We start from the raw sequence: 19,287 nt of genomic DNA on the forward strand, positions 1-19,287 counted from the left end.
TCAGTGAAAATCGTGCGACTTGAACCGCACAAACTCCTCGGGATCGCGGCCATCGGAATGCGGTGGCCAGTAACTGTTCGTCGGCTTCGGGCTCCAGCCTTTGTCGCCCCGGTCGGGCGCGCCGCCGTGGCGGGCGCCGTCACCCCTCCCGGTGCGGTGCGGGAAGGACATCTCGCCGACGCGGTGCAGGAGGTCGCCATGATCGATGATCCTCTCGCAGATGACGTGGATCACCTCGCCTTCCTTCTGGACCCGGCCTTTCAGACTCACCATCGAGGCGGACATGACGGTGCGGCGCTGGGCTTCGAAGCGGTCGGGCCAGAGGATGCCGTTGGCGATGCCCGTCTCGTCCTCGATGGTGATGAACAGCACGCCCTTGGCCGAACCGGGCTTCTGGCGAACCAGGATGATTCCTGCCACCTCGACCTTGCGGCCATCACGGATATGCGCAAGGTCCGCGCAGCGGGTGACGCCGCGCCGCGTGAGTTCATCGCGCACGAAGGTCAGCGGATGCGCGCGCAGCGACAGCTGGAGCGAGCGATAGTCCTCGATGACCTCGCGTCCATCGGTAAGCGGCCGCAGTTCCACCACCGGCTCTTGCGCCTCGGCGCTGATCGCCTGCGCGGCGCGGTCCGCAGCGGCAAACAGCGGCAAGGGCGCTTCGCCAAGCCCCCTTGCCTTCCACAGGCCCTGGCGGCGATCGGCGCCAAAGCCATGGAATGCATCGGCATCGGCCAGCTTCTCGATCGCGGCGCGCGGTACGCCTGAGCGCCGCCACAGGTCATCCACGGACTCGAAAGGGATCATGCCCCGCGCCGTGACGATCGCCGCGCCGTCGGCATTGGAGAGCCCTCGCACCTGCCGCAAGCCTAGCCGCACGGCATGATACGGCCCTCGCGCAGGCTCGAGAGAACAGTCCCAGCGACTGGCGTTGACGCAGACGGGACGTACCTCGACGCCGTGCTGCCGCGCATCACCAACGATCTGGGCCGGGGCGTAGAACCCCATGGGCTGCGCATTCATCAGCGCGGCGCAAAAGACGTCGGGATGATGATGCTTCATCCAGCTCGACGCATAGGAGATCTTGGCAAAGCTCGCCGCGTGGCTTTCGGGAAAACCGTAGGAGCCGAAGCCCTCGAGCTGACGGAACGTGCGCTCGGCAAAGTCGCGCGGATAGCCCCGGCCGACCATCCCCTCGATCAGTTTCTCGGAAAAGTGGGACACGCCGCCGGTCATCTTGAAGGTCGCCATCGCGCGGCGCAACTGGTCGGCCTCTGCCGGCGTGAACCCCGCGCCGACGATCGCGACCTTCATGGCCTGCTCCTGGAACAGCGGCACACCAAGCGTCTTTTCGAGGACAGCGCGCAGTTCGGGGCGGGGATACTCCGGCTTCTCCAGCCCCTCGCGGCGGCGCAGATAGGGATGGACCATGTCGCCCTGGATCGGGCCGGGCCGGACGATCGCCACCTGGATCACGAGATCGTAGAAGCGGCGGGGCTTCATGCGGGGCAGCATCGACATCTGCGCGCGGCTCTCGATCTGGAAGGTACCGAGCGTATCGGCCTTCTGGATCATGGCATAGACCTCCGGATCGTCGCTTTGCAGATCGGCAAGGCCGATGCGAATGCCCTTGGCTTCTTCGAGCAGGTTGAAGGCGCGGTTCATGCAGCCGAGCATGCCGAGGCCCAGGACGTCGACCTTCATCATCTTCAAGGCATCGATGTCGTCCTTGTCCCACTCGATGATCTGGCGATCGGCCATGGCGGCAGGCTCGATCGGCACCAGCTCGTCGAGGCGGTCGTGGGTGAGCACGAAGCCACCGGGATGCTGGCTGAACTGGCGGGGCACGCCGATCAGTTGGCGGGCCAGGTCAAGGGTCAGGCGCAGCCGCCGATCCGTCATGTCGAGATTGAGTTCCGCCGCCTGCTTCTCGCCGACGCCTTCGGCCGACCAGCCCCACACCAGCCCTGCCAGCAAGGAGGTCAGGTCTTCAGGCAAACCCATGGCCTTGCCGACATCGCGCACGGCGCCGCGCGCGCGAAAGCGGGTGACGACGGCCGTCAGCGCTGCCCGGTCGCGGCCATAGGTCTCGAAGATCCACTGGATGATCTCCTCGCGCCGCTCGTGCTCGAAATCCACGTCGATGTCCGGCGGCTCGCGCCGTTCGCCCGACACGAAGCGCTCGAACAGGAGTTCGTGCTTGATGGGATCGATCGAGGTGACCCCGAGCACGAAGCAGACGCAGGAGTTGGCGGCAGAGCCGCGCCCCTGGCAAAGGATGCCCCGGCGCCGCGCCTCGCTGACGATCGAATGGACGGTCAGGAAATAGGGCGCATAGTTCAAGTCGGCGATGAGCTTCAGCTCATGAGCGATCTGGTTACGGTAATCCTGAGGCGGCGCGCCGTCGAACATGACGTCAAGTGCTTCGCACGCCATCTTCTCCAGCGCCTGCTGCGCGGTCAGCCCGTCGATCATCCGCTCCTCGGGGTAGTGATAGGTCAGGTCACTGAGCGCGAAAGTGCAGGTCTCGGCGATCTCGACACTGGCGCGCAGCGCGTCCGGATAAGCAGCGAAACGACGGGCCATTTCTTCCGGCGACTTGAGTGCTCGGTCAGAGTTGACCTCGCGCCGATAGCCGAGTTCGTCGACCGTGCAGCCATGGCGGATCGCGGTGACCACGTCCTGGAGGAGGCGGGCATCCGGCGCATGGTAGAGCACATCGCCGGTGACGACTGGCCGCACATCGGCTTCCACCGCCTGCCGGGAGAGGGCCGCGATGCGCAGCGCGTCGTCCGGCCGGCGGCGCTGGAACAGCGCCATGTAGCCGCGCTTGCCATAGACCTGGCGCAGGTCAGCGAGCGCAGCGACATTGCCACCATCGGCTTCACCGGGAAGCAGGATGGCGATCACGCCTTCGGACCAGGCCGCAAGCTCGTACCAGTGCAGCAAGCAGCCGCCTTTCCCCGCCCGGCGCTTGCCGATCGTGAGCAGGCGCGTGATCCGCGACCAGGCCTGCCTGTCGGTGGGATAGAGCAACAGGCGGCGGCCACAGCTCAGATCTATCCGGGTGCCGGCTATCAGCCGCACACCCGTGACCTTCTCGGCTTCCCAGGCCCGCACGACCCCGGCGACGCTGCCGAGATCAGCAATGCCAAGTGCAGAATAGCCTAGCATGGCAGCGGCCGCGAACAGCTCGTCGGGGCTGGAGGCGCCCTGGAGAAAGGTGAAGTGCGTGAGCACCTGAAGCTCGACATATTCGGTCATGCGAAGACACCGTGCATCCACCAGGTCAGATCGCCGGTGTCGCTCGTCACGCCGTCGCCGCGCCGGAACACCCAGTAGCGCCCGCCATACTCGTCCTCGAGGCGGTAGTAGTCGCGCACCGCCCAGACTTCGGCATCGCGGCGCCACCACTCGCCGTGGATCCGTTCCGGCCCGTCACCCGCCACGACCCGGTGAGTGCGCCCTCGCCACTCGAAACGGCGCGGCGGCTGATCGGGCATCAGCGCCATCACGCCGTGCAAGGGCTCGGGCCGTGCGAAGAGGCGCACCGGCCGCTGCCAAGGCGGCCAGGTTCCCTGCGCCTCGATCGGGCTCGCCGCTCGCACCGCGCGCTCGGGAACATGGCTCTCGACCGGGGCGAACCGGTAGACGGCCCCCTGCCCGATCCGTCCCGCCACCACGTCAACCAGCCGGGCGGGATCGCGCACCACGGCCTCACCGGCAAGGATAGCGCCGAGATTTTCGGCATCGAGCGTTTCTGTGTGCGGGGCGAGTAGCCGGAACTGCTCGAGGCCGAGGCCAGGATCGATGCGGTCGATCCTGAGCTTCAGCAGCCGCAGCAGATGCGCGACCTCGCGGGTCGGACGCGAGGTGCCGATGGCGACCATCTGCTCACCCCCATCGATCCTCAGCGCGATCAGCCGCAGCGAGCGCGCGCCAAGCCCCTTGCGCTGCAAGAGCTCGGCCAGGTCCTTCAGAAGATCCTGCATGACCTGCGCAATCGCCTCGGCGGTGCCGATCGGCTCGAGCAGGCGCCGCTCGACCATCGGGACGACGATATTCTCGCGTGGTGTGATCGGCTCCGCCTTGCCGCCCAGGGCTTGGTCGAGCCGGTCGATCGTCGCCATGCCGAGGCGGCGCGCGAGGGGCGCGCGCGCTACGGGGAGCAGATCGGCGATCGTCTCGAAGCCGAACTTGCGCGCAGCGGCCAGCGCGGCGTCTTCAAGCCGCAGCGCCGCCACCGGGAGCGGCGACAAAGCCCGCAGGACGCCGCCCGGCGCTACGATCGCGATATCCTCGCGGCCGTAGCGGGCAAGCGCGTGGGCCGCGCCCGGCGTATCGGCGATCGCGATCCGCGCGGTGAACCCGGCGCGGCAGCAAAAGGACTGAAGGCGGCGGCAGAAGCGCGCCTCGCCGCCATGGAGGTGCGCTGCGCCGGTCAGGTCCAGCCAGACACCGTCGGGCGGCGATACGGCGACCACCGGCGACCACCGGCGGATCCCGAACAGGGCCAGACGGTCCAACAGCATCGCGTCCCCTTTCGGCGCTGCGGGCCGAAAATCGAGATCGGAGACCAGCGCCCGGGCATGGGTCGCCGCCATCCCGACATGGATGCCGAGGGCCTTTGCCGCCGGGCAGGCAGCGACAATCTCGTCGCGGCGGCCAACTTTGCCGATCAGCGCCAGCGGAGACGCGGCGACCTGAGGGTCGGTACGCGCGGCGCGCGGCGGCGATGCCGGACGCTTGAAGGGATGCTGCGCTGCTTCCGAACGGCGACCAAGCTCCCGCATGGGCGGCTGCGCGTGCAAGGGAAGCAAGGCTATCTCGCGCTGCACCTCGGCGGGCGACCGTGCCTCCCCGGCAACCTTCCGCAGCATTTCCGCTCGCGCCCAGCGCGCACCCGGCCGCCACCCACCGCCGCGCGGGACAGAACAAGCGCCAGGGTTGTCGTCGACAGGAAGCTGGAGGACGCGGGGTTCAGGCCGCGGAGCGGCGAACCGGTCCTGCCGTCTCAGCCGCTCGATCGGCAGATAGGGCAGGAACAGCGAGACGACCCGTCTCATCGCATCCCTCCACGGTCAGGGTAAAACCCTCGCCGCCGCGCTGGCGGGCAAGTTCGACAAGCCAGCGGTGCCGTCCGACGCCGGCCACGCCGAGGCGTTCGGAAGGCGCGCTGGCAATGCGCCACCGGGTCCAGGCCGCCGACGGGTCACCGAGCGGATCCCGTTCGCGTCCGCGGTGGCGGCGCAGCAGCAACACCGGGATGTCGGCTTCTGCTGCCGCCAGCTGGAGCCGGCGCGTCGCCACCATCGACACCCTACTGGCCTCTGCAACCACCGCAGCCGGGGTACCGTCGCGAACCGCGTCCTCGACGACGGCGAGCAGCGCCGCATCGTCCCGCGGCTGCGCATGAATGACATCGGCCGATGCCAGCCCAGCCTGTTCGAGGCCAGGCGCGTAAAGGTCATGGCGGCAGCTCACCCACAGGACCGGAGCGCCTGCAGCGCGCGCCTCGCGCGCTGCTATCCCTGCAAAAAACAAGGTGGCGGCTGCATCGTCGACAAGCGAGCAGGTGAGCGCTGCAGCGTCGTGCAACGCACCGGCCCTCAGTCCGCCGCCGCTCAATCGGCTGTCCAGGGCTTCGACGGCGAACGGCATGGTGCGATACTCCGCCAGCGGTGACGCCAGGGTGCGCAGCTGCTCGATAGTAAACGGAGGCGGTGATGACAGCAGCTGCATGATGACTCGGAAGACTCGTGATGTTCGCTTTATGTTCCCATTCGAGGTGCCGCAGGGTCAAGCCATTTGCGATGAAGGCCTAAGCCGCGTTCAGGGACAACCCTGTGGACAGAGCTGTGCAGCAAGCATGCCCAGGCATGACGTTAGACAGGCAAGTAATCCTTTTTGTTCGATATTTGTTCTTATCGTGATATGGTCACGGCATGGACGATTCCGCGATCAGAAAAATCATCCACGTCGATATGGACGCGTTCTTCGCCTCGGTGGAGCAGCGCGACGATCCGTCTTTACGCGGACGTCCCGTTGCCGTGGGCCATGCGGCGGCGCGCGGCGTGGTTGCAGCTGCCAGCTACGAGGCGCGAAAGTTCGGGGTACGCTCCGCGCTGCCGTCGGTCATCGCACTGCGCCGCTGTCCCGAGCTGGTGTTCGTACCGCCTCGCTTCGAAGTCTACCGGCAGGTCTCGCAGCAGATCCACGCCGTGTTTGCCCGCTACACCGACCTCATCCAGCCGCTCTCGCTCGACGAGGCATATCTTGACGTAACGGCGGATAAAAGCGGCCTCGAAACCGCCTGGCGAACCGCGAAGGCCATCCGCGCGGACATCCTGGAGGAAACCGGCCTCACCGCTTCAGCTGGCATCTCCTACAACAAGTTCCTCGCGAAACTTGCCTCGGATCATCGTAAACCCAACGGACAATTTGCCGTGACCCCGGACATGGGCGGCGCCTGGGTCGAGACGCTCCCCGTCAGCCGGTTCCACGGCGTGGGACCGGTGACGGCGGAAAAGATGAAGCGGCTGGGCATCGAGACCGGCGCGGACCTTCGTGCCAAGCCCAAGGAATTCCTTGAACGTCATTTTGGCAGTTCGGCGGCATGGTATTATGCGATTGCCCGCGGCGAAGATCATCGTCCGGTCAATCCCAACCGCGTCCGCAAGTCTTCAGGATCCGAGACGACGTTCGACCTTGACCTGACGGACCCCAGTGAAATTGAGGCCGGCGTGCTGAAAATGGCCGAGGACGTATGGCGCTGGTGCGAGGCCCGCCAAATCTTTGGCCGCACCGTCACCGTGAAGATCAAGTACGGCGACTTCAAGCAGATCACCCGCAGCCGCAGCCAGACGGAGCCGGTGATGACGCACGAGCTTCTGGTGCGCACCGCACTCGATCTCGCCCGCTCGGTCCTTCCGACCGCCAAGGGAATAAGATTGGTCGGCGTAACGGTGTCGAACCTGAGCGATCCCTCGCCTGCACAGGATACCGCGCTGCCGATGTTCGAAACCGAACAGGCGGCATGATGCTCGACCTGTTCGGCGCCCCTGCCCTGCCCGGTCTTTCGACCCGGCCCGATTTCATCGACGATGCCGAGGAACGCGAACTCATCAGCCGTATCGACGCATGCGCCCTGGAGCCGTTCCGGTTCCAGGGCTGGACCGGCAAGCGCCTCACTGCCTCGTTCGGGTGGAACTACGATTTCGAGACGGGGCGGCAGCGTGAAGCGCCTCCCTTCCCTGGCTGGCTCATGTTGCTGCGTGACCGCGCCGCGAGCTTTGCCGCGCTCGATCCGGCATTGCTCGTCCAGGCCTTGCTGATCCGCTACGACGCCGGCGCAGGGATCGGGTGGCACCGCGATAGGCCCCTTTACGAGCATGTCGTCGGTATTTCGCTGGGCGAACCGGCCGCGATGCGCTTCAGGCGAAGGCGTGGGAATGGCTTTGCCCGGATCACCATACCGCTGGTCCCCAGAGGGGCCTATCATCTGAGCGGACCCGCCCGCCATGAGTGGGAACACAGTATCGCCGAGATGGTGCGCCCGCGCTGGTCGATCACTTTTCGAAGCCTAGCGCAGACGTCCCTTAAAAACCAACCTGACCTCTGGCCAGCCTAGAGCGACGGAACCACCTGCCGCAGTTTACTGCCGCGGTGGCCGGGAATGAAACTCTAGCGATAAACTGATCCTGCCAAGTTACGCGCATCCACCCAATCAGTCCTAAGAGTCCGTTTGAAAATTCGCTGAAAGCGAATTTTGCGGCACCAGCCCACGCCCCCACCCTACCACCCAACGGTAGTATCCTGCGGGTGGTAGGGCGGGGGCGCGGGCTGGTGCCGCTCTGAAAATGCCCTCTCGGGCATTGTTCAAACGGGCTCTAACGGGGTTAACTCGATGCACCTCGCATTCGGTAACCATCGTTCGGATAAGCCTGCCACGACCTACCCAATCGGCGAAAGCGGTACTGGCATGCAACAGTATTGATGAAAAACTGCTGATGCACAAATGACACGCTTGTGACAAAAGCCGCAGACACGAGAAACTGACTTCCGCCTTCGTCGTTCAAGCAATCGCACATCGACATAATCGTCGGATCGATTGGAGTTTCTCATGAAGAAGTGTCTTCTTGCTCTCGCACTCACCGCAGCAATGCCGACGGCAGCCTTCGCCCAGGAGGAAACGGCTCCTGACGGCAGTGAGGCCTTCGGTATTGAGCCTTATGTCGGTGTCCTCGGCGGATACCACGAGTTTTCGCGTCAAAGCGAGTTCGGTTCGCCCCGGGGCGGACGGATGAACGGCGGCCTCGTGAGTGGCGTCGCCGGTGTCAATATCCCGCTCGGGCCCGCTTTTGTCGGCGTGGAAGGCAATGCGACCAAAGGCTTCGGCGACATCGACTGGGAATACAGCGTCAAGGGCCGTATCGGTGGTCGAGCCGGTGAGAGCGGCTTGATCTACGCATCGGCCGGCTACCAATGGGTCAACGGCAAGCGTGCCTACGGAGACGAGAAGGATTGGATCTACGGCGTTGGCGTTGAGGTTGGCCCCAAGGACATCGGCCTCGGAGGTGTGACCGGGAACAGCGGCGTTCGCCTTCGCCTGTCCGCCGAAACCTACGACTTCGACAGCATTCGCCCTATGGCCGGTGTGATCTTCCACTTCTGATTCGATCGGCGGCGCAGGGACCACCTGCACGGCCCTCGAATAGTGATGCCTGGCACGTCGTTGCATCCACCGAGTGGACGCCGTGTCAGGCACTGCTCTTACAGAGAGTCGTCCTTTTGGCCGGATTTGAGCTCACATGCGTGCAATTACATCCGGCTGAACCGGCATAAGCTGGCTGGGTACAGCGACAGGTTCATCACATCGAACTTCCAGCGGGTTGTCACGCGCCGGTCCTCGCGCCAGTTGCGCCGGTAACTGGGTCAGGGCGCGGATCAGGTAACGCCGCCATGCGCGCGCGGGCCGCATCATCAGGCGCCTCCCGGCAAATATCCCAGTCCTGCCCTCGGGGATAGGCGCCCACCACCTGGAAGTCATCGCTGGCCGAGATGCAGCGATGTCCGGTTCCGGTCGGCAGCATCAATGCATCGCCCGCAGCAACTTCGACCTGCCTGGCGCCTGGTCCACCCAGTTCAAGCGTCGCGGTTCCGGCAAATACTCCGAGCACCTCGTGCGCGGTTGAGTGATAATGATGATAATCGAATATGCCATCACGCCAGTCCGGCATCCAGCCATTGGCGGCGAACAGGGCTTCGAACCGCTCAGCCAGATCATCGCTCTCGCCCGCGAGCACCGCGTGATAGATCACCACCGGAACCCTGTCATTGTTGCGCAGCCAGGCGTTTTCGGTAAGCAGGAAACTAGAGATATCCATCAGGCTCTCGCTTTCTTCCCGAGTTTAGTCTTGGGTTTGTCGACGAGCTCTATCCAGACCGGAGCGTGGTCGCTGGTCTTTTCCCACCCGCGCACATGGGTGTCGACCTGAGCATCGCTAAGACGCTCGGCGAGCATCGGACTTAACAAAAAGTGATCGATCCGCAGGCCCGCGTTCCGCCCATAGGCGTTTCGGAAATAGTGCCAGAACGTGTAGATGACCTCACCCGGATGGCGCTCGCGCAAAGCATCGGTCCATCCCTGATCGAGCAACCTGAAATAGGCGTCCCTAACCTCGGGCGCGAACAGCGCGTCATCGGTCCACCGCTCGGGCTTATAGACGTCAAGATCGCTCGGGATGACATTGAAATCGCCGGCGAGCATGATTGGCAGCCCGGTCTCGAGCAGGCCCGCTGCATGTTCGATAAGACGCTCGAACCATGCGAGCTTATAATTGAATTTGGGTCCCGGCCGGGGGTTTCCATTAGGAAGATACAAGCCGCCAATCAGGATTCCGTTGACAGCAGCCTCGATGTAACGGCTCTGGCTTGGATCCGGATCGCCGGGCAGGCCGCGCCGCGTCTCGTGGATTTCGCCGACCCGGCTTAGAAGGGCGACCCCATTCCACGACTTTTGTCCATGCCAGACGGCGTCATAGCCGAGGTCGCGAATTGCCGCTTCCGGAAACCGCTCCGATGACGCTTTCAGTTCCTGTAGTACGACCACATCAGGTTCAGCTTCCTCAAGCCACCGCAGTAGCACCGGCAGCCGGCCATTGACGCCATTCGCGTTGTAAGTGGCCACCTTCATCCTTCGAGCAACCTGTTCCGCTGATTGATAATCTTAGCGGCGTTGGGCCGCCCCCCCTTCAAACAGCATACCGACCACATCGTATCTTCCAGTGTAGATAGTTGGTTGATGCATCGATAGCGCTCAAAGCAAGCAACCTATTTCCTCACGCCTGATCGCAGAATGGGTGCGGTGTTCGGCTTGAAAGGCATCGTCATTCGCTCCGCCATTGGGCCCTGCACTCATCTAGTGCGCAAATCGCCAACTATCGCCGCCGTTCCCATGCCGATATCGCCCATGGATTTTAAGGTCGTGCACCATAGCATCGCTCGGTAACTTTCACGCGATCAAGTATCAGCCCGAAACCCGGCTTCGACTGCCCCAAGCTTCTGATCCAGGCTACATCAAGCGGCCGTAGCCGATGCACACAAGTCCGATCGCCGATCCGCAAAGTTCCACACCAGATCAATTTCAGAAGCACTTAGTCCGTAATGCTCAGGATGGTATTTATGATCGCGCAGGCAACCGTGCTTGGAGCGTTCCACAAAATTTGTCATTGCTTCTTCTGACCTCGCTGTGAGTTTAAGGCTAAAGCCAGCGTAGACGCGTCGCATCTGGCCTCGCCAATCGGCTTGCATATCATCATACGTCACGCGCACGACCGGCCCGGCAAACTGCTCTAGCCCGTCGTTTATCCGGCACTTGCGCAAAAGCGTTTTCCCAAGCCATTCCTTGCCGATCCATACAGGATCGACATCGCGGCTCTGCACTGCCATCTGATTGAAGACCAGCGAGGCCGAAGAGGCCACCACGCTTACCGGATCGCGGTCGAGCAAGATGACGCGGGCATCCGGAAACACCTCAAGCACGGCCTGCAAATCCTGCCCGAACTGGGGCAGCTTAAGCACCCAAGGCTTGTCCTGCTTATCACGTCTTAGCCAGCGAATGGTCTGCAAGAAGCGACGAAACTCGGCATAGACAGGCCGATTGTCCGATTCTTCCATCTCGCGGGCGAACGAAGGTATACGCCATTGCGCTTCGAAGGCTGCTCCGAACAATGCGATATTATGGATGCCGATTTCCTCATCGACTTTGCATGGACCGGTGGGATGCATGACGTCGAAACGAGGGTTAAGCCATCGCGCGATCCGCAGCGCCAGCCAGGCGCGCAGCACACGGTCATCGAGACCACCGAGATTCCAACGCGGGAGGGGATTCCAGCTTTCGAAGAAGCGGGTGCAGGTCAATTGCGCGTCACATCCCAACATTCGCTGCATCCGCGTGCTGCCCGAACGCATCTGCCCGATGACGAGGATCGGGCGAGTGATCGGCACGTGCCCGATCTCAGGCACTTGTCGCCATAGCTCGGCGGCACGCAACCGGTTGCTCAATGCCGCGATCAACTGACCATAGGCGACGGTCGTGCCCAGTGGAGAAAGGGCAGCCTCTTGGCGCAGCGCTTTGCATAAAAGGTACAGTCGATCGGCCCAACCGTGGTCCCTCCCGAAATCATGGAGACCAGTGATCCGCCGAGAAGCCGACAACAGCGCCTCTGGGTAAAGTTGGGGACGAGACAGCCAGCCCCGTCGCCATCCCGCTTCAAGCCCAGAGTTTACCCGGTCGACCCAAGCCTCTCCCGGATAATGACCGCCAAGCAATGACAATTCGACATGTTGGAAGTTCGAGTCCATCGAAGAAGAAGTGCGCAGAGATCAAAACGTGCCAAGCAGCAATAAAAAGCAATTTTTCTAGCAGCCGCAGTATCATTGACATTGGTTCAAAATCTGCGCGCGAAGCGCCGGCGCACGTCCGGCACGCTGCCATGGTCTATCGACGCATATGCACTGGAATGGCCATGCCAAGTGTTTCGACAGGCCAAGTGTCTTACCGTCAGCGCAATTGGCTGTCTTTGCTTCCCCGGCGATTGATCGCTGAGTGGAGCGGCTTGCGATCGCGGAGCTTCTGGCAACTGATGCAGGTCCGCGCTCCTGGCAGGGCCAGACGCCTTGCCTCGGGAATCGCCTCGCCGCAATCCTCGCAATCAGACAGTCCCTCACCGCATGGCATCCGAGCTCGAGCCGCTGAAACGCCGTCCTTCACACTGTCATCAATTTGATCCTGGACGGCACCGTCGGGTGCCCAGCCATTAGCCATAGCAAATTCCTGGGTTGGTCATACGGAGATAAGATGCGAAAGCGGGGGTTGCATCCAATTCGGGTTTCAGCCCGCACCATCTTGCTTAAGAACCCGCCGGACGGTGGCGGAATTGCGACTAACCATGTGTGGGGCCAATCGCAGCCTTCTTCGACAATCGGCACCGTAAGTCGGCGAAACCGGGCTCGGCACAAAGTTTTCAAGCCTGCATTATCAAGGTTCCTCGGTGCGAGGAGTTAACGTCCGAACTATAGGGAGTGAACGCATGCCCCTTACACCGCCGTTCCTCTATTTTCCTGAGATCGAAGGGACCACCGCCGTCGGTTGCTTACATCATGAGTCAGCGGGGAACGATAATGGATGATTCCACAAAACCACACCGTTACGATCAAGCAACCGGTGGCTGGGCCTCCCTGGACAGGATCGCCCGTGTCGAGAAGACCAGCAAGGTGAAGCCTGCCGTACTTCAGACTTTGGCCGAGCAGAACAAGCCGGGCGGCTATATGTGCTCGTCCTGCGCCTAGGCCAAGCCTCCGAAACCGCATATCGCGGAATTCTGCGAGAACGGCGCCGAAGCGACGATCTGGGACCTGACCTCGCAGCGCTGCACGCCCGAGTTCTTCGCGGAGCATTCGGTTTCTGAACTGCTCGACTGGGAGGATCACTATCTGGAAAAGGCCGGACGTCTTACCGAACCGCTGCGCTACGACGCCGCGAGCGACCGCTATGTGCGGGCCGGTTGGGATGAGGCCTTCCAGGTGATCGGTGATAGCCTAAAGCGCCTGGAACCGAAGGACGTCACCTTTTACATGTCGGGCAAGGCGGCGCATGGGCGGCCCTGGAGTGCTCCATCAGTTCCATGACACCTTTGACCCACCGTTCCAGCATTTCCGCGACATCCTGCGCAATGCAGGCCTATTTCACAAAAAATGGGAGCAATGGCCGATGCCCGGCTGGCTGGTCGCTTTCGAGTGGGCCGGCCTGATCGCCTCGAATGAAAGCGGGATCACCGTTATGAACGAGCCCGATGCGGCGCAGATAGAACGCGCCCGCCCGTTGCGTGTCCCTTCGCCGTGCCGGCTGAGACGGATCGTCGGCAGCCGACTTTACGCTAGAGCGATTGCCGATCCGGTTGCACCGGTCTAAGTTTCCGGTTTGCCGCATGACGCAGGTGCCCGCCATTCGGCCATGCTCCGACGTCATCTCCGATCGTGAGTGTCAGGCCTGCGTACGCGTGGGCTCGGCAAAACCGAAAGAACGGACGCGGCTCGCCTTCTCGACTTCGCGCCGGTCGCTGTACTTCTTGTAGGCATAAGCTCCGGCTGCGGCGGCAATCACTCCAAGGGGGCCGAGACGCCGCACGACCACAGGCGCAGCGATACCCAGCAGAGTACCGCTCGTGCCACTGACGCCCTTCACATGCTTGGCAGCCTGATTCCCGACGATTGCTCCAAAAATCTTACCAATCATGTCGTGTCTCCTTGTCAGGTATCAAAGGTGTAAGCCGCGATTGGTTCCGTTTCCGACACTAACCTCGGCCGGAACTTCGTCTCGGAAGTCAGGAGGTAACCGGCGGCGACAGCATGACCTGAGATCAAGCTAATTCGGGGGAGCCCTGGAGAGCCCAGCCAAGCCCTCGCCCCGCTCTGATCGATCCGGCACCAAACACTGTCATGCTATGGTGTACTTGCGACAGTATCGGCGGCGTAAGCACCCCGTTGCCCAAGCGGCACCTCGGCGCCAGTGGTCGTGTCTCGCGAGGTCTGTCGTTCAAGTTCGCAGTTAATCTCGGCGCCAAGCAGCAGCACATAGGCTGAAAGGTACAGCCAGGTGAGCAATACCATTATCGCTCCAAGCGAGCCGTAAGTGGCGTCGTAGTTGCCGAAATTCGCAACATAGAGCCCGAAACCAAAAGTCATGGCCATCCATGATACCGAAGCGAATATCGATCCAGGCGTAAGCCACCGCCATTTAGCGTGAGCACGGTCCGGCCCGTAGCGGTAGATCGTGGCGGCAAGCGCCGCGCCGACGAGACCGATCAGCGTGTACGATACAATGGTGACCAGAACAGCGACAAACCCTTGTGTCGAATTCGATGTTTGGGTCAACGCCGGCAACCCGGCGATGCCGACCATGGCCAATACGGCCACAGTAACGCTGCCAGCCGCGATCTTGAACGCAAGGAAGTTGAGGCGAAAGAATCCACGGTCTTCCTCCTCGTCATACGCGATGTTGAGAGCGACAATGAGAGCCGATGCTCCCTTCATTACCCCGTAGAGCGCAATTGCGAGCGCGACAAACAGTCCGATACCCTTCTTGCCGTCCGAGGCGTGAACGACATTGGAGAGCTGCTCCCCAATGAGGCGGGCTGCGTCGTGTGGCATCATCGCAGTCAGCGAGGCCACGTTGGAGGCTACAGTCTCGGGCGTGGCAACTAGGCCATAGGTCATCACGATGGCGCCCAGCGCAGGTACGAGCGCCAGAACCGCGCAGAAAGCAACGCCTGAAGCGATGAGCCCGAGGTTGTCCTGGCTTGCCTCACGCCAGGCGCGGACCAAAATCTGCTTCCAGCCCGGCGCCGGGATTGCAGTCGGCTTCGTCGCCTGGAATCCGCGTCGGTCATCTGTTTTTTGATCAGCCAACGAATTCTCCTGTCGCTTGCGCTAACAAGCGAAGATTGAGCAGAGTTTCAGAGTGCGGGAGGAATATCCGGTTTCCCGATCCTGTTTCGAACTCGGCCGCAACGAACCGTCTCGCGGCAAATCCCGGCAAATGCGGCCATCAACATAGGTCAATCAAATATAGCCGGCAGGCAGCCTCTCCTTTCGCTTTCTTCGCGCGTTGTGAGCTGAGTATGGCCACCGCAGCGCGCAGGAGGCTTGCTCGAACGGAGAGGAACAGGTTCTGACCGACATGACCAAGCGGGGCAAACCCGGTGAATGGAAAAGGGTTCGGTCAGCGAACCAGTGGCAGGTCAGCGCTCCAGGTGCCGCATGAACCTGGCCTTCACAGCGGTCCGCATCACGCAGACCCTTGCCGACCAATCCATTGCATTCCTCGCGGACGACGAGCAGCAGGCCGAGGCTTTGGCCGAGGCCGTCAAGGCGCTGTCGCCGATGGCGAAGGTCGTGCACGTGCCCTCCAGCGATACGCTTCCAGGAGAAGCGGCTCCTGCGAGCCCGGCGAACGCGGGGCGGCGCGCGTCCGCGCTACGGATGCTGCGGCTGGCCCAAGGCACCCACGTCGCCTGCATCCTGAGCGGGGAAGCTGCCGCGCGGTGCTACCCCGGCCCTGACGCGTTCGACAGCGCACCGCCCACTCTGCACCCGGGTGACGAGGCCGACACCCAGACTTTCGCGATACACCTAGAAGAGCTGGGATATTTCGCTGACGACCGGGTCGACGAGCCGGGCGAAATGGCGGTACGCGGCGAGGTCATAGACATATTTCCCGCCGATGCCAGCGGCCCGGCACGCATCGAACTGGCAGCGGGCAGGATCGCTGCGATCCGGTCATACGATCCCGTGACCCAGCTTACCACCGCTGATCTGGAAAGCCTGGAAATCGGCCGCGCAGCCGAACCGCCTCTTGGCGAGCCGACATCGATCCTTGACCACCTGACGCCGGGGATACTCGCGTTTTCGGATAAGGCCGACCATCGCCGCAAGCGCTTTATCCAGCTTGCCCGCGACGCTGCCGGTGACAGACGCCCGGATGCGATAGAGGATGGTCCCTGGAAGACGGCGTGCAAGGCCTGGGCGCCGCCGCCGTTCGACGCGGACTTCACGGCAGTCCCGCGCTTTGCCGATGAGCGCTCACCGCTCGCCGCCATGGCTCGCTTCGCAAAGCCGCTTCTGGCAGCCGGACGCAAGTTCGTACTGGCCGGCAGTGCCCGAGACCTGCGCTTCCTGCGGGGCAGGATCGCCCAGCGCCTGACGCTGGAAATCGTGGAGCTCAACGGCTGGTCGGACCTCGATGGATTGCCCGCCGGCTGCGGCGGCAGCCTGATGGCTCCGGTCGACGCCGGATACGTCGACGAGCGCATAGTGCTCGTCGCGGCGGCCGACCTCATGGGCAGTCGCGCACTGATCGGCGATGGCGGCCCGGCCGGCACGTCCCCCTGGCACATCGGCATCGACGTGCGCAGCGGCGACGTGGTGATCCACGAAGACCACGGCGTCGCGCGCGTCCAGGGGCTGGAATCTTCGCCGGCCGGTGGCGAGAGCGGCGACCAGCCTTCGATCGAAAGGATCGTGCTTGAATATGCGGGGGGCGGGCGGCGTCTGATATCCGTTGACGAGGCCGATCGTATCTGGCGCTACGGTGCCGACGGTGACGCCGTGACTTTCGACAAGCTGGATGGTTCGTCCTGGCAAAAGCGCCGTGCGACGGTAAACGCCGCGATCGAGGAGAGCGCAAAGGCTCTGATGACGCTTGCTGGCGAGCGCGAGACGCTGACGGCGCCGGTCATGGAACCCGAGCCCGCCGCTTACGAACGTTTCTCCGGCGGGTTCCCCTTCAACGAGACGGCCGACCAGGCCCGGGCCATCGCAGCCGTCAGGGACGATCTGTCGAGCGGGCGGCCGATGGACCGGCTGATCATCGGCGACGTGGGCTACGGCAAGACGGAGGTTGCTCTGCGGGCCGCCGCGCTGGCGGCGCTGGCCGGCTTCCAGGTCGTGGTCGCCGCACCGACCACGGTGCTCGTGCGGCAGCATCTCGAGACGTTCCGCCGCCGCTTCGAGGGGACGAAGATAGAGATCGTTGGCCTGTCGCGGCTGAGCACCGCTGCGGAAAGGAAAGCCGCAAAGGCCGGGCTTGCCGATGGGTCGATCGGTATAGTGGTGGGTACCGGAGCTGTGATGGCGAAAGCCGTGAACTACGCCAGGCTGGGGCTGGTGATAATCGACGAAGAACAACGCTTCGGTGCTGCCGACAAGGCCCGTTTGCGCGGCTTGGGGACCGTCCATATCCTGAGCCTCAGCGCAACGCCGATCCCGCGCACCTTGCAGGCGGCGCTCGTGGGCCTTCAGCAGATGTCGGTCATTGCCACGCCTCCGGCCCGGCGGCAGCCGATCCGCACCAGCATCGGCGAGTACGACGATGTACTAATCCGTACCGCCCTCACCCGCGAAAAGGCCCGGGGAGGCCAGAGCTTCGTAGTCGTGCCGCGTATCGAGGACATGGCGAAGGTCGCCGAGAAGATACGACGTGCTGCCCCCGATCTGACCCTGGTCCAGGCGCACGGGAAGATGTCGCCCGGCGAAATCGACGAGGTAATGGTCAGCTTCGGCAATGGCCTGGGGGATATCCTGCTGGCAACCAACATCATCGAAGCCGGCCTCGACGTACCGCGCGCGAACACTATGATCGTCTGGCGCGCGGATCGCTTCGGGCTGGCACAACTGCACCAGCTGCGCGGCCGTGTCGGGCGCGGCAATCGGCGCGGGCAAGTCATCCTGCTGATCGAAAGCAAGGACGCAATCGGCGCGCGCACGCTCAAGCGTCTGCGCACGCTCGCCACCTTCGACCGGCTCGGCGCCGGTTTCTCGATCAGCGGCCAGGATCTGGACATGCGGGGCGCGGGCGATCTTGTGGGCGAGGACCAGGCCGGGCACATGAAGCTGATCGGCGTCGATCTTTACCAGCACCTGCTGCGCATCGCGCTGAAGGCCGCGCGCGGCGAGAATGTCGAGCGATGGAGCCCCGAACTCAACCTGGGTGCGACCGGCGCCCTTCCCGAGAACTGGATACCGGAGGCGGACTTGCGACTGTCCCTCTATGTCCGACTGGCACGCATCGAGACCGACGATGCGCTTGATTCCTTCGAGGCCGAACTGCTGGATCGCTTCGGATCGCTCCCCGCCGAAGCGGAACGGCTGCTGGCCCATGCCCGCATCCGTCTTGCCGCGCGGGCGTTGCTTATCCCGCGCATCGATGCAGGCCCGGCGGCGATAGCCTTCACGCTGCGCCCCGAATGCAGGATCGAGGTCGGGGCGGCCGGATTTGTCGAAAAGAACGGGCGCTGGATCCTGTCCCAGCCCCTTGCCTCCGACGACGAACGCATCGCGCGGATCGAGAGCCTTCTCGATATGCTCGCAACCTGACCGACAGTTGCGCCAGGACGTTTCCCTGACGAGATTATCCAGCCGAATTCCTGGGTCTTTATGCTCGCTGTGGTCGTTTGATTTATGAAAGCCGCCCTATTCAATGGACCGGCCGCATATCCAAGCAGATGGAGAGCAGGAATGGCACGCCGGAATGACGACGCCCCGCCCACGACATCCAAATCCCAAGCGACGCGCGATAGCGCAGTCCAGGCGCTTCCGGAAACGCGAGGCGACACATTGATCGGGCGGACCGTGACGATCAACCGGCCCCGCGCGGAACTCTACGAATACTGGCGCGACTTCGCGCGGCTTCCCACTTTCATGGAAAACGTCGTGCGGGTAGACGTGCCTTCGCGTGAACTGTCCCATTGGGTCGTGAAGGCGCCCGGCGGTAAGACCGTCCAATGGGACGCCCGCATTACCGAAGAAAGGGACGGGGAACTCATCGCCTGGGCCTCGTCCGGGGATGCCGATATACCCAACAGCGGCCGCATCGAATTCCGCGATGCCGGCGATCGCGGCACCATCGTCACCGCGACGATCGTCTATGACCCGCCCGCCGGTGTCTTGGGCAAGCTCATCGCCAAAATGTTTCAGCGCGAACCCGCCATTCAGGCGCGGCGTGACCTGCGCCGCTTCAAACAGCTGATGGAAACCGGCGAAGTCGCCACCTCGTCGCGCACCCGCGCGCAGCTCGAAGAGGAGAAGGCCTGATGCGCGCGCTCACCTGGCACGGCAAGCATGACGTCCGCGTCGACACGGTCGACGATCCCGAGATCCTCAACCCGCGCGACGCGATCATCAAGATCACCTCGACCGCGATCTGCGGATCGGACCTTCACCTCTACG

At 63.2% G+C, this 19,287-nt stretch carries 16 protein-coding genes and 1 pseudogene; 8 read left to right on the plus strand and 9 right to left on the minus strand.

Going from position 1 to position 19,287, the window contains the following annotated elements:
• Genes RT424_RS04450 through RT424_RS04460 form a run of 3 tightly spaced genes read right to left on the minus strand, consistent with a single transcriptional unit; the run spans position 1 to position 5,742 of the window.
• Entirely contained in the window at positions 1 to 3,264 is a 3,264-nt protein-coding gene (locus tag RT424_RS04450) for an error-prone DNA polymerase (RefSeq protein ID WP_313434760.1), read from the minus strand.
• The gene (locus tag RT424_RS04455) at positions 3,261 to 5,066 is read right to left on the minus strand and encodes a DNA polymerase Y family protein (RefSeq protein WP_313434761.1); all 1,806 of its coding nucleotides are present in this window, start codon (positions 5,064 to 5,066) and stop codon (positions 3,261 to 3,263) included. Before RT424_RS04455 ends, RT424_RS04450 begins: the two co-directional genes overlap by 4 nt.
• Entirely contained in the window at positions 4,981 to 5,742 is a 762-nt protein-coding gene (locus RT424_RS04460; RefSeq protein ID WP_313434762.1) for a protein ImuA, read from the minus strand. The genes RT424_RS04455 and RT424_RS04460 overlap by 86 nt, the downstream gene beginning before the upstream one ends.
• Before the next feature lie 203 nt (positions 5,743 to 5,945).
• On the opposite strand from RT424_RS04460, the gene dinB reads away from it, so the two are divergent.
• The 3 genes from dinB (at position 5,946) to RT424_RS04475 (ending at position 8,674) form a co-directional block, all read left to right on the plus strand.
• Positions 5,946 to 7,040 (plus strand): DNA polymerase IV, encoded by a 1,095-nt coding sequence (gene dinB, locus RT424_RS04465; RefSeq protein WP_313434763.1) that lies wholly within the window; start codon positions 5,946 to 5,948, stop codon positions 7,038 to 7,040.
• The gene (locus tag RT424_RS04470; protein WP_409521439.1) at positions 7,037 to 7,630 is read left to right on the plus strand and encodes an alpha-ketoglutarate-dependent dioxygenase AlkB; all 594 of its coding nucleotides are present in this window, start codon (positions 7,037 to 7,039) and stop codon (positions 7,628 to 7,630) included. Before dinB ends, RT424_RS04470 begins: the two co-directional genes overlap by 4 nt.
• 492 nt (positions 7,631 to 8,122) lie before the next feature.
• On the plus strand, positions 8,123 to 8,674 hold the full coding sequence (locus tag RT424_RS04475; protein ID WP_313434765.1) for an opacity protein: 552 nt from the start codon (positions 8,123 to 8,125) through the stop codon (positions 8,672 to 8,674).
• A 220-nt stretch (positions 8,675 to 8,894) separates the two neighbouring features.
• On the opposite strand, the gene RT424_RS04480 is transcribed toward RT424_RS04475, so the two are convergent.
• The 4 genes from RT424_RS04480 to RT424_RS04495 form a co-directional block, all read right to left on the minus strand.
• Complete coding sequence (locus RT424_RS04480) at positions 8,895 to 9,386, minus strand: cupin domain-containing protein (protein ID WP_313434766.1); 492 nt, start codon at positions 9,384 to 9,386, stop codon at positions 8,895 to 8,897.
• On the minus strand, positions 9,386 to 10,195 hold the full coding sequence (gene xth / locus RT424_RS04485; protein ID WP_313434767.1) for an exodeoxyribonuclease III: 810 nt from the start codon (positions 10,193 to 10,195) through the stop codon (positions 9,386 to 9,388). The genes RT424_RS04480 and xth overlap by 1 nt, the downstream gene beginning before the upstream one ends.
• Positions 10,196 to 10,578: 383 nt before the next feature.
• Positions 10,579 to 11,865 (minus strand): sulfotransferase, encoded by a 1,287-nt coding sequence (locus tag RT424_RS04490; RefSeq protein ID WP_313434768.1) that lies wholly within the window; start codon positions 11,863 to 11,865, stop codon positions 10,579 to 10,581.
• Positions 11,866 to 12,064: 199 nt separating this feature from the next.
• Positions 12,065 to 12,328, minus strand: a complete 264-nt coding sequence (locus RT424_RS04495) for a DksA/TraR family C4-type zinc finger protein (protein ID WP_313434769.1) — start codon at positions 12,326 to 12,328, stop codon at positions 12,065 to 12,067.
• A 356-nt stretch (positions 12,329 to 12,684) separates the two neighbouring features.
• Between RT424_RS04495 and RT424_RS04500 the strand changes: the two genes are divergently transcribed.
• Both RT424_RS04500 and RT424_RS04505 read left to right on the plus strand, forming a co-directional pair.
• Positions 12,685 to 12,852: a hypothetical protein gene (locus RT424_RS04500; protein WP_313434770.1), complete on the plus strand. Its 168-nt coding sequence runs from the start codon at positions 12,685 to 12,687 to the stop codon at positions 12,850 to 12,852.
• Between the two features lie 319 nt (positions 12,853 to 13,171).
• Positions 13,172 to 13,474, plus strand: coding sequence for a hypothetical protein (locus tag RT424_RS04505; RefSeq protein WP_313434771.1), 303 nt, complete (start codon positions 13,172 to 13,174; stop codon positions 13,472 to 13,474).
• 72 nt (positions 13,475 to 13,546) lie between these two features.
• Here the strand turns inward: RT424_RS04505 and RT424_RS04510 are convergent, their stop codons facing one another.
• Complete coding sequence (locus RT424_RS04510; protein WP_313434772.1) at positions 13,547 to 13,798, minus strand: hypothetical protein; 252 nt, start codon at positions 13,796 to 13,798, stop codon at positions 13,547 to 13,549.
• A gap of 206 nt (positions 13,799 to 14,004) precedes the next feature.
• Positions 14,005 to 14,970 (minus strand): YihY/virulence factor BrkB family protein, encoded by a 966-nt coding sequence (locus tag RT424_RS04515; RefSeq protein ID WP_313434773.1) that lies wholly within the window; start codon positions 14,968 to 14,970, stop codon positions 14,005 to 14,007.
• A gap of 351 nt (positions 14,971 to 15,321) precedes the next feature.
• On the opposite strand from RT424_RS04515, the gene RT424_RS04520 reads away from it, so the two are divergent.
• The 3 genes and pseudogenes from RT424_RS04520 to RT424_RS04530 form a co-directional block, all read left to right on the plus strand.
• On the plus strand, positions 15,322 to 18,435 hold the full coding sequence (locus RT424_RS04520) for a TRCF domain-containing protein (protein WP_409521441.1): 3,114 nt from the start codon (positions 15,322 to 15,324) through the stop codon (positions 18,433 to 18,435).
• Positions 18,436 to 18,576: 141 nt separating this feature from the next.
• Positions 18,577 to 19,152, plus strand: a complete 576-nt coding sequence (locus RT424_RS04525) for an SRPBCC family protein (RefSeq protein ID WP_313434775.1) — start codon at positions 18,577 to 18,579, stop codon at positions 19,150 to 19,152.
• Positions 19,152 to 19,287: pseudogene (locus RT424_RS04530) on the plus strand (glutathione-dependent formaldehyde dehydrogenase); the annotation flags it as partial. The gene RT424_RS04525 and the pseudogene RT424_RS04530, both read left to right, overlap by 1 nt.

Origin of the sequence: Novosphingobium sp., from assembly GCF_032093395.1 — a bacterium.
Lineage (GTDB): Bacteria > Pseudomonadota > Alphaproteobacteria > Sphingomonadales > Sphingomonadaceae > Novosphingobium.

Coding starts and splice junctions, on each gene's coding strand:
- RT424_RS04450 (WP_313434760.1), bottom strand. CDS start 3,264: ATGACCGAATATGTCGAGCTTCAGGTGCTCACGCACTTCACCTTTCTC.
- RT424_RS04455 (WP_313434761.1), bottom strand. CDS start 5,066: ATGAGACGGGTCGTCTCGCTGTTCCTGCCCTATCTGCCGATCGAGCGG.
- RT424_RS04460 (WP_313434762.1), bottom strand. CDS start 5,742: ATGCAGCTGCTGTCATCACCGCCTCCGTTTACTATCGAGCAGCTGCGC.
- dinB (WP_313434763.1), top strand. CDS start 5,946: ATGGACGATTCCGCGATCAGAAAAATCATCCACGTCGATATGGACGCG.
- RT424_RS04470 (WP_409521439.1), top strand. CDS start 7,037: ATGATGCTCGACCTGTTCGGCGCCCCTGCCCTGCCCGGTCTTTCGACC.
- RT424_RS04475 (WP_313434765.1), top strand. CDS start 8,123: ATGAAGAAGTGTCTTCTTGCTCTCGCACTCACCGCAGCAATGCCGACG.
- RT424_RS04480 (WP_313434766.1), bottom strand. CDS start 9,386: ATGGATATCTCTAGTTTCCTGCTTACCGAAAACGCCTGGCTGCGCAAC.
- xth (WP_313434767.1), bottom strand. CDS start 10,195: ATGAAGGTGGCCACTTACAACGCGAATGGCGTCAATGGCCGGCTGCCG.
- RT424_RS04490 (WP_313434768.1), bottom strand. CDS start 11,865: ATGGACTCGAACTTCCAACATGTCGAATTGTCATTGCTTGGCGGTCAT.
- RT424_RS04495 (WP_313434769.1), bottom strand. CDS start 12,328: ATGGCTAATGGCTGGGCACCCGACGGTGCCGTCCAGGATCAAATTGAT.
- RT424_RS04500 (WP_313434770.1), top strand. CDS start 12,685: ATGGATGATTCCACAAAACCACACCGTTACGATCAAGCAACCGGTGGC.
- RT424_RS04510 (WP_313434772.1), bottom strand. CDS start 13,798: ATGATTGGTAAGATTTTTGGAGCAATCGTCGGGAATCAGGCTGCCAAG.
- RT424_RS04520 (WP_409521441.1), top strand. CDS start 15,322: ATGAACCTGGCCTTCACAGCGGTCCGCATCACGCAGACCCTTGCCGAC.
- RT424_RS04525 (WP_313434775.1), top strand. CDS start 18,577: ATGGCACGCCGGAATGACGACGCCCCGCCCACGACATCCAAATCCCAA.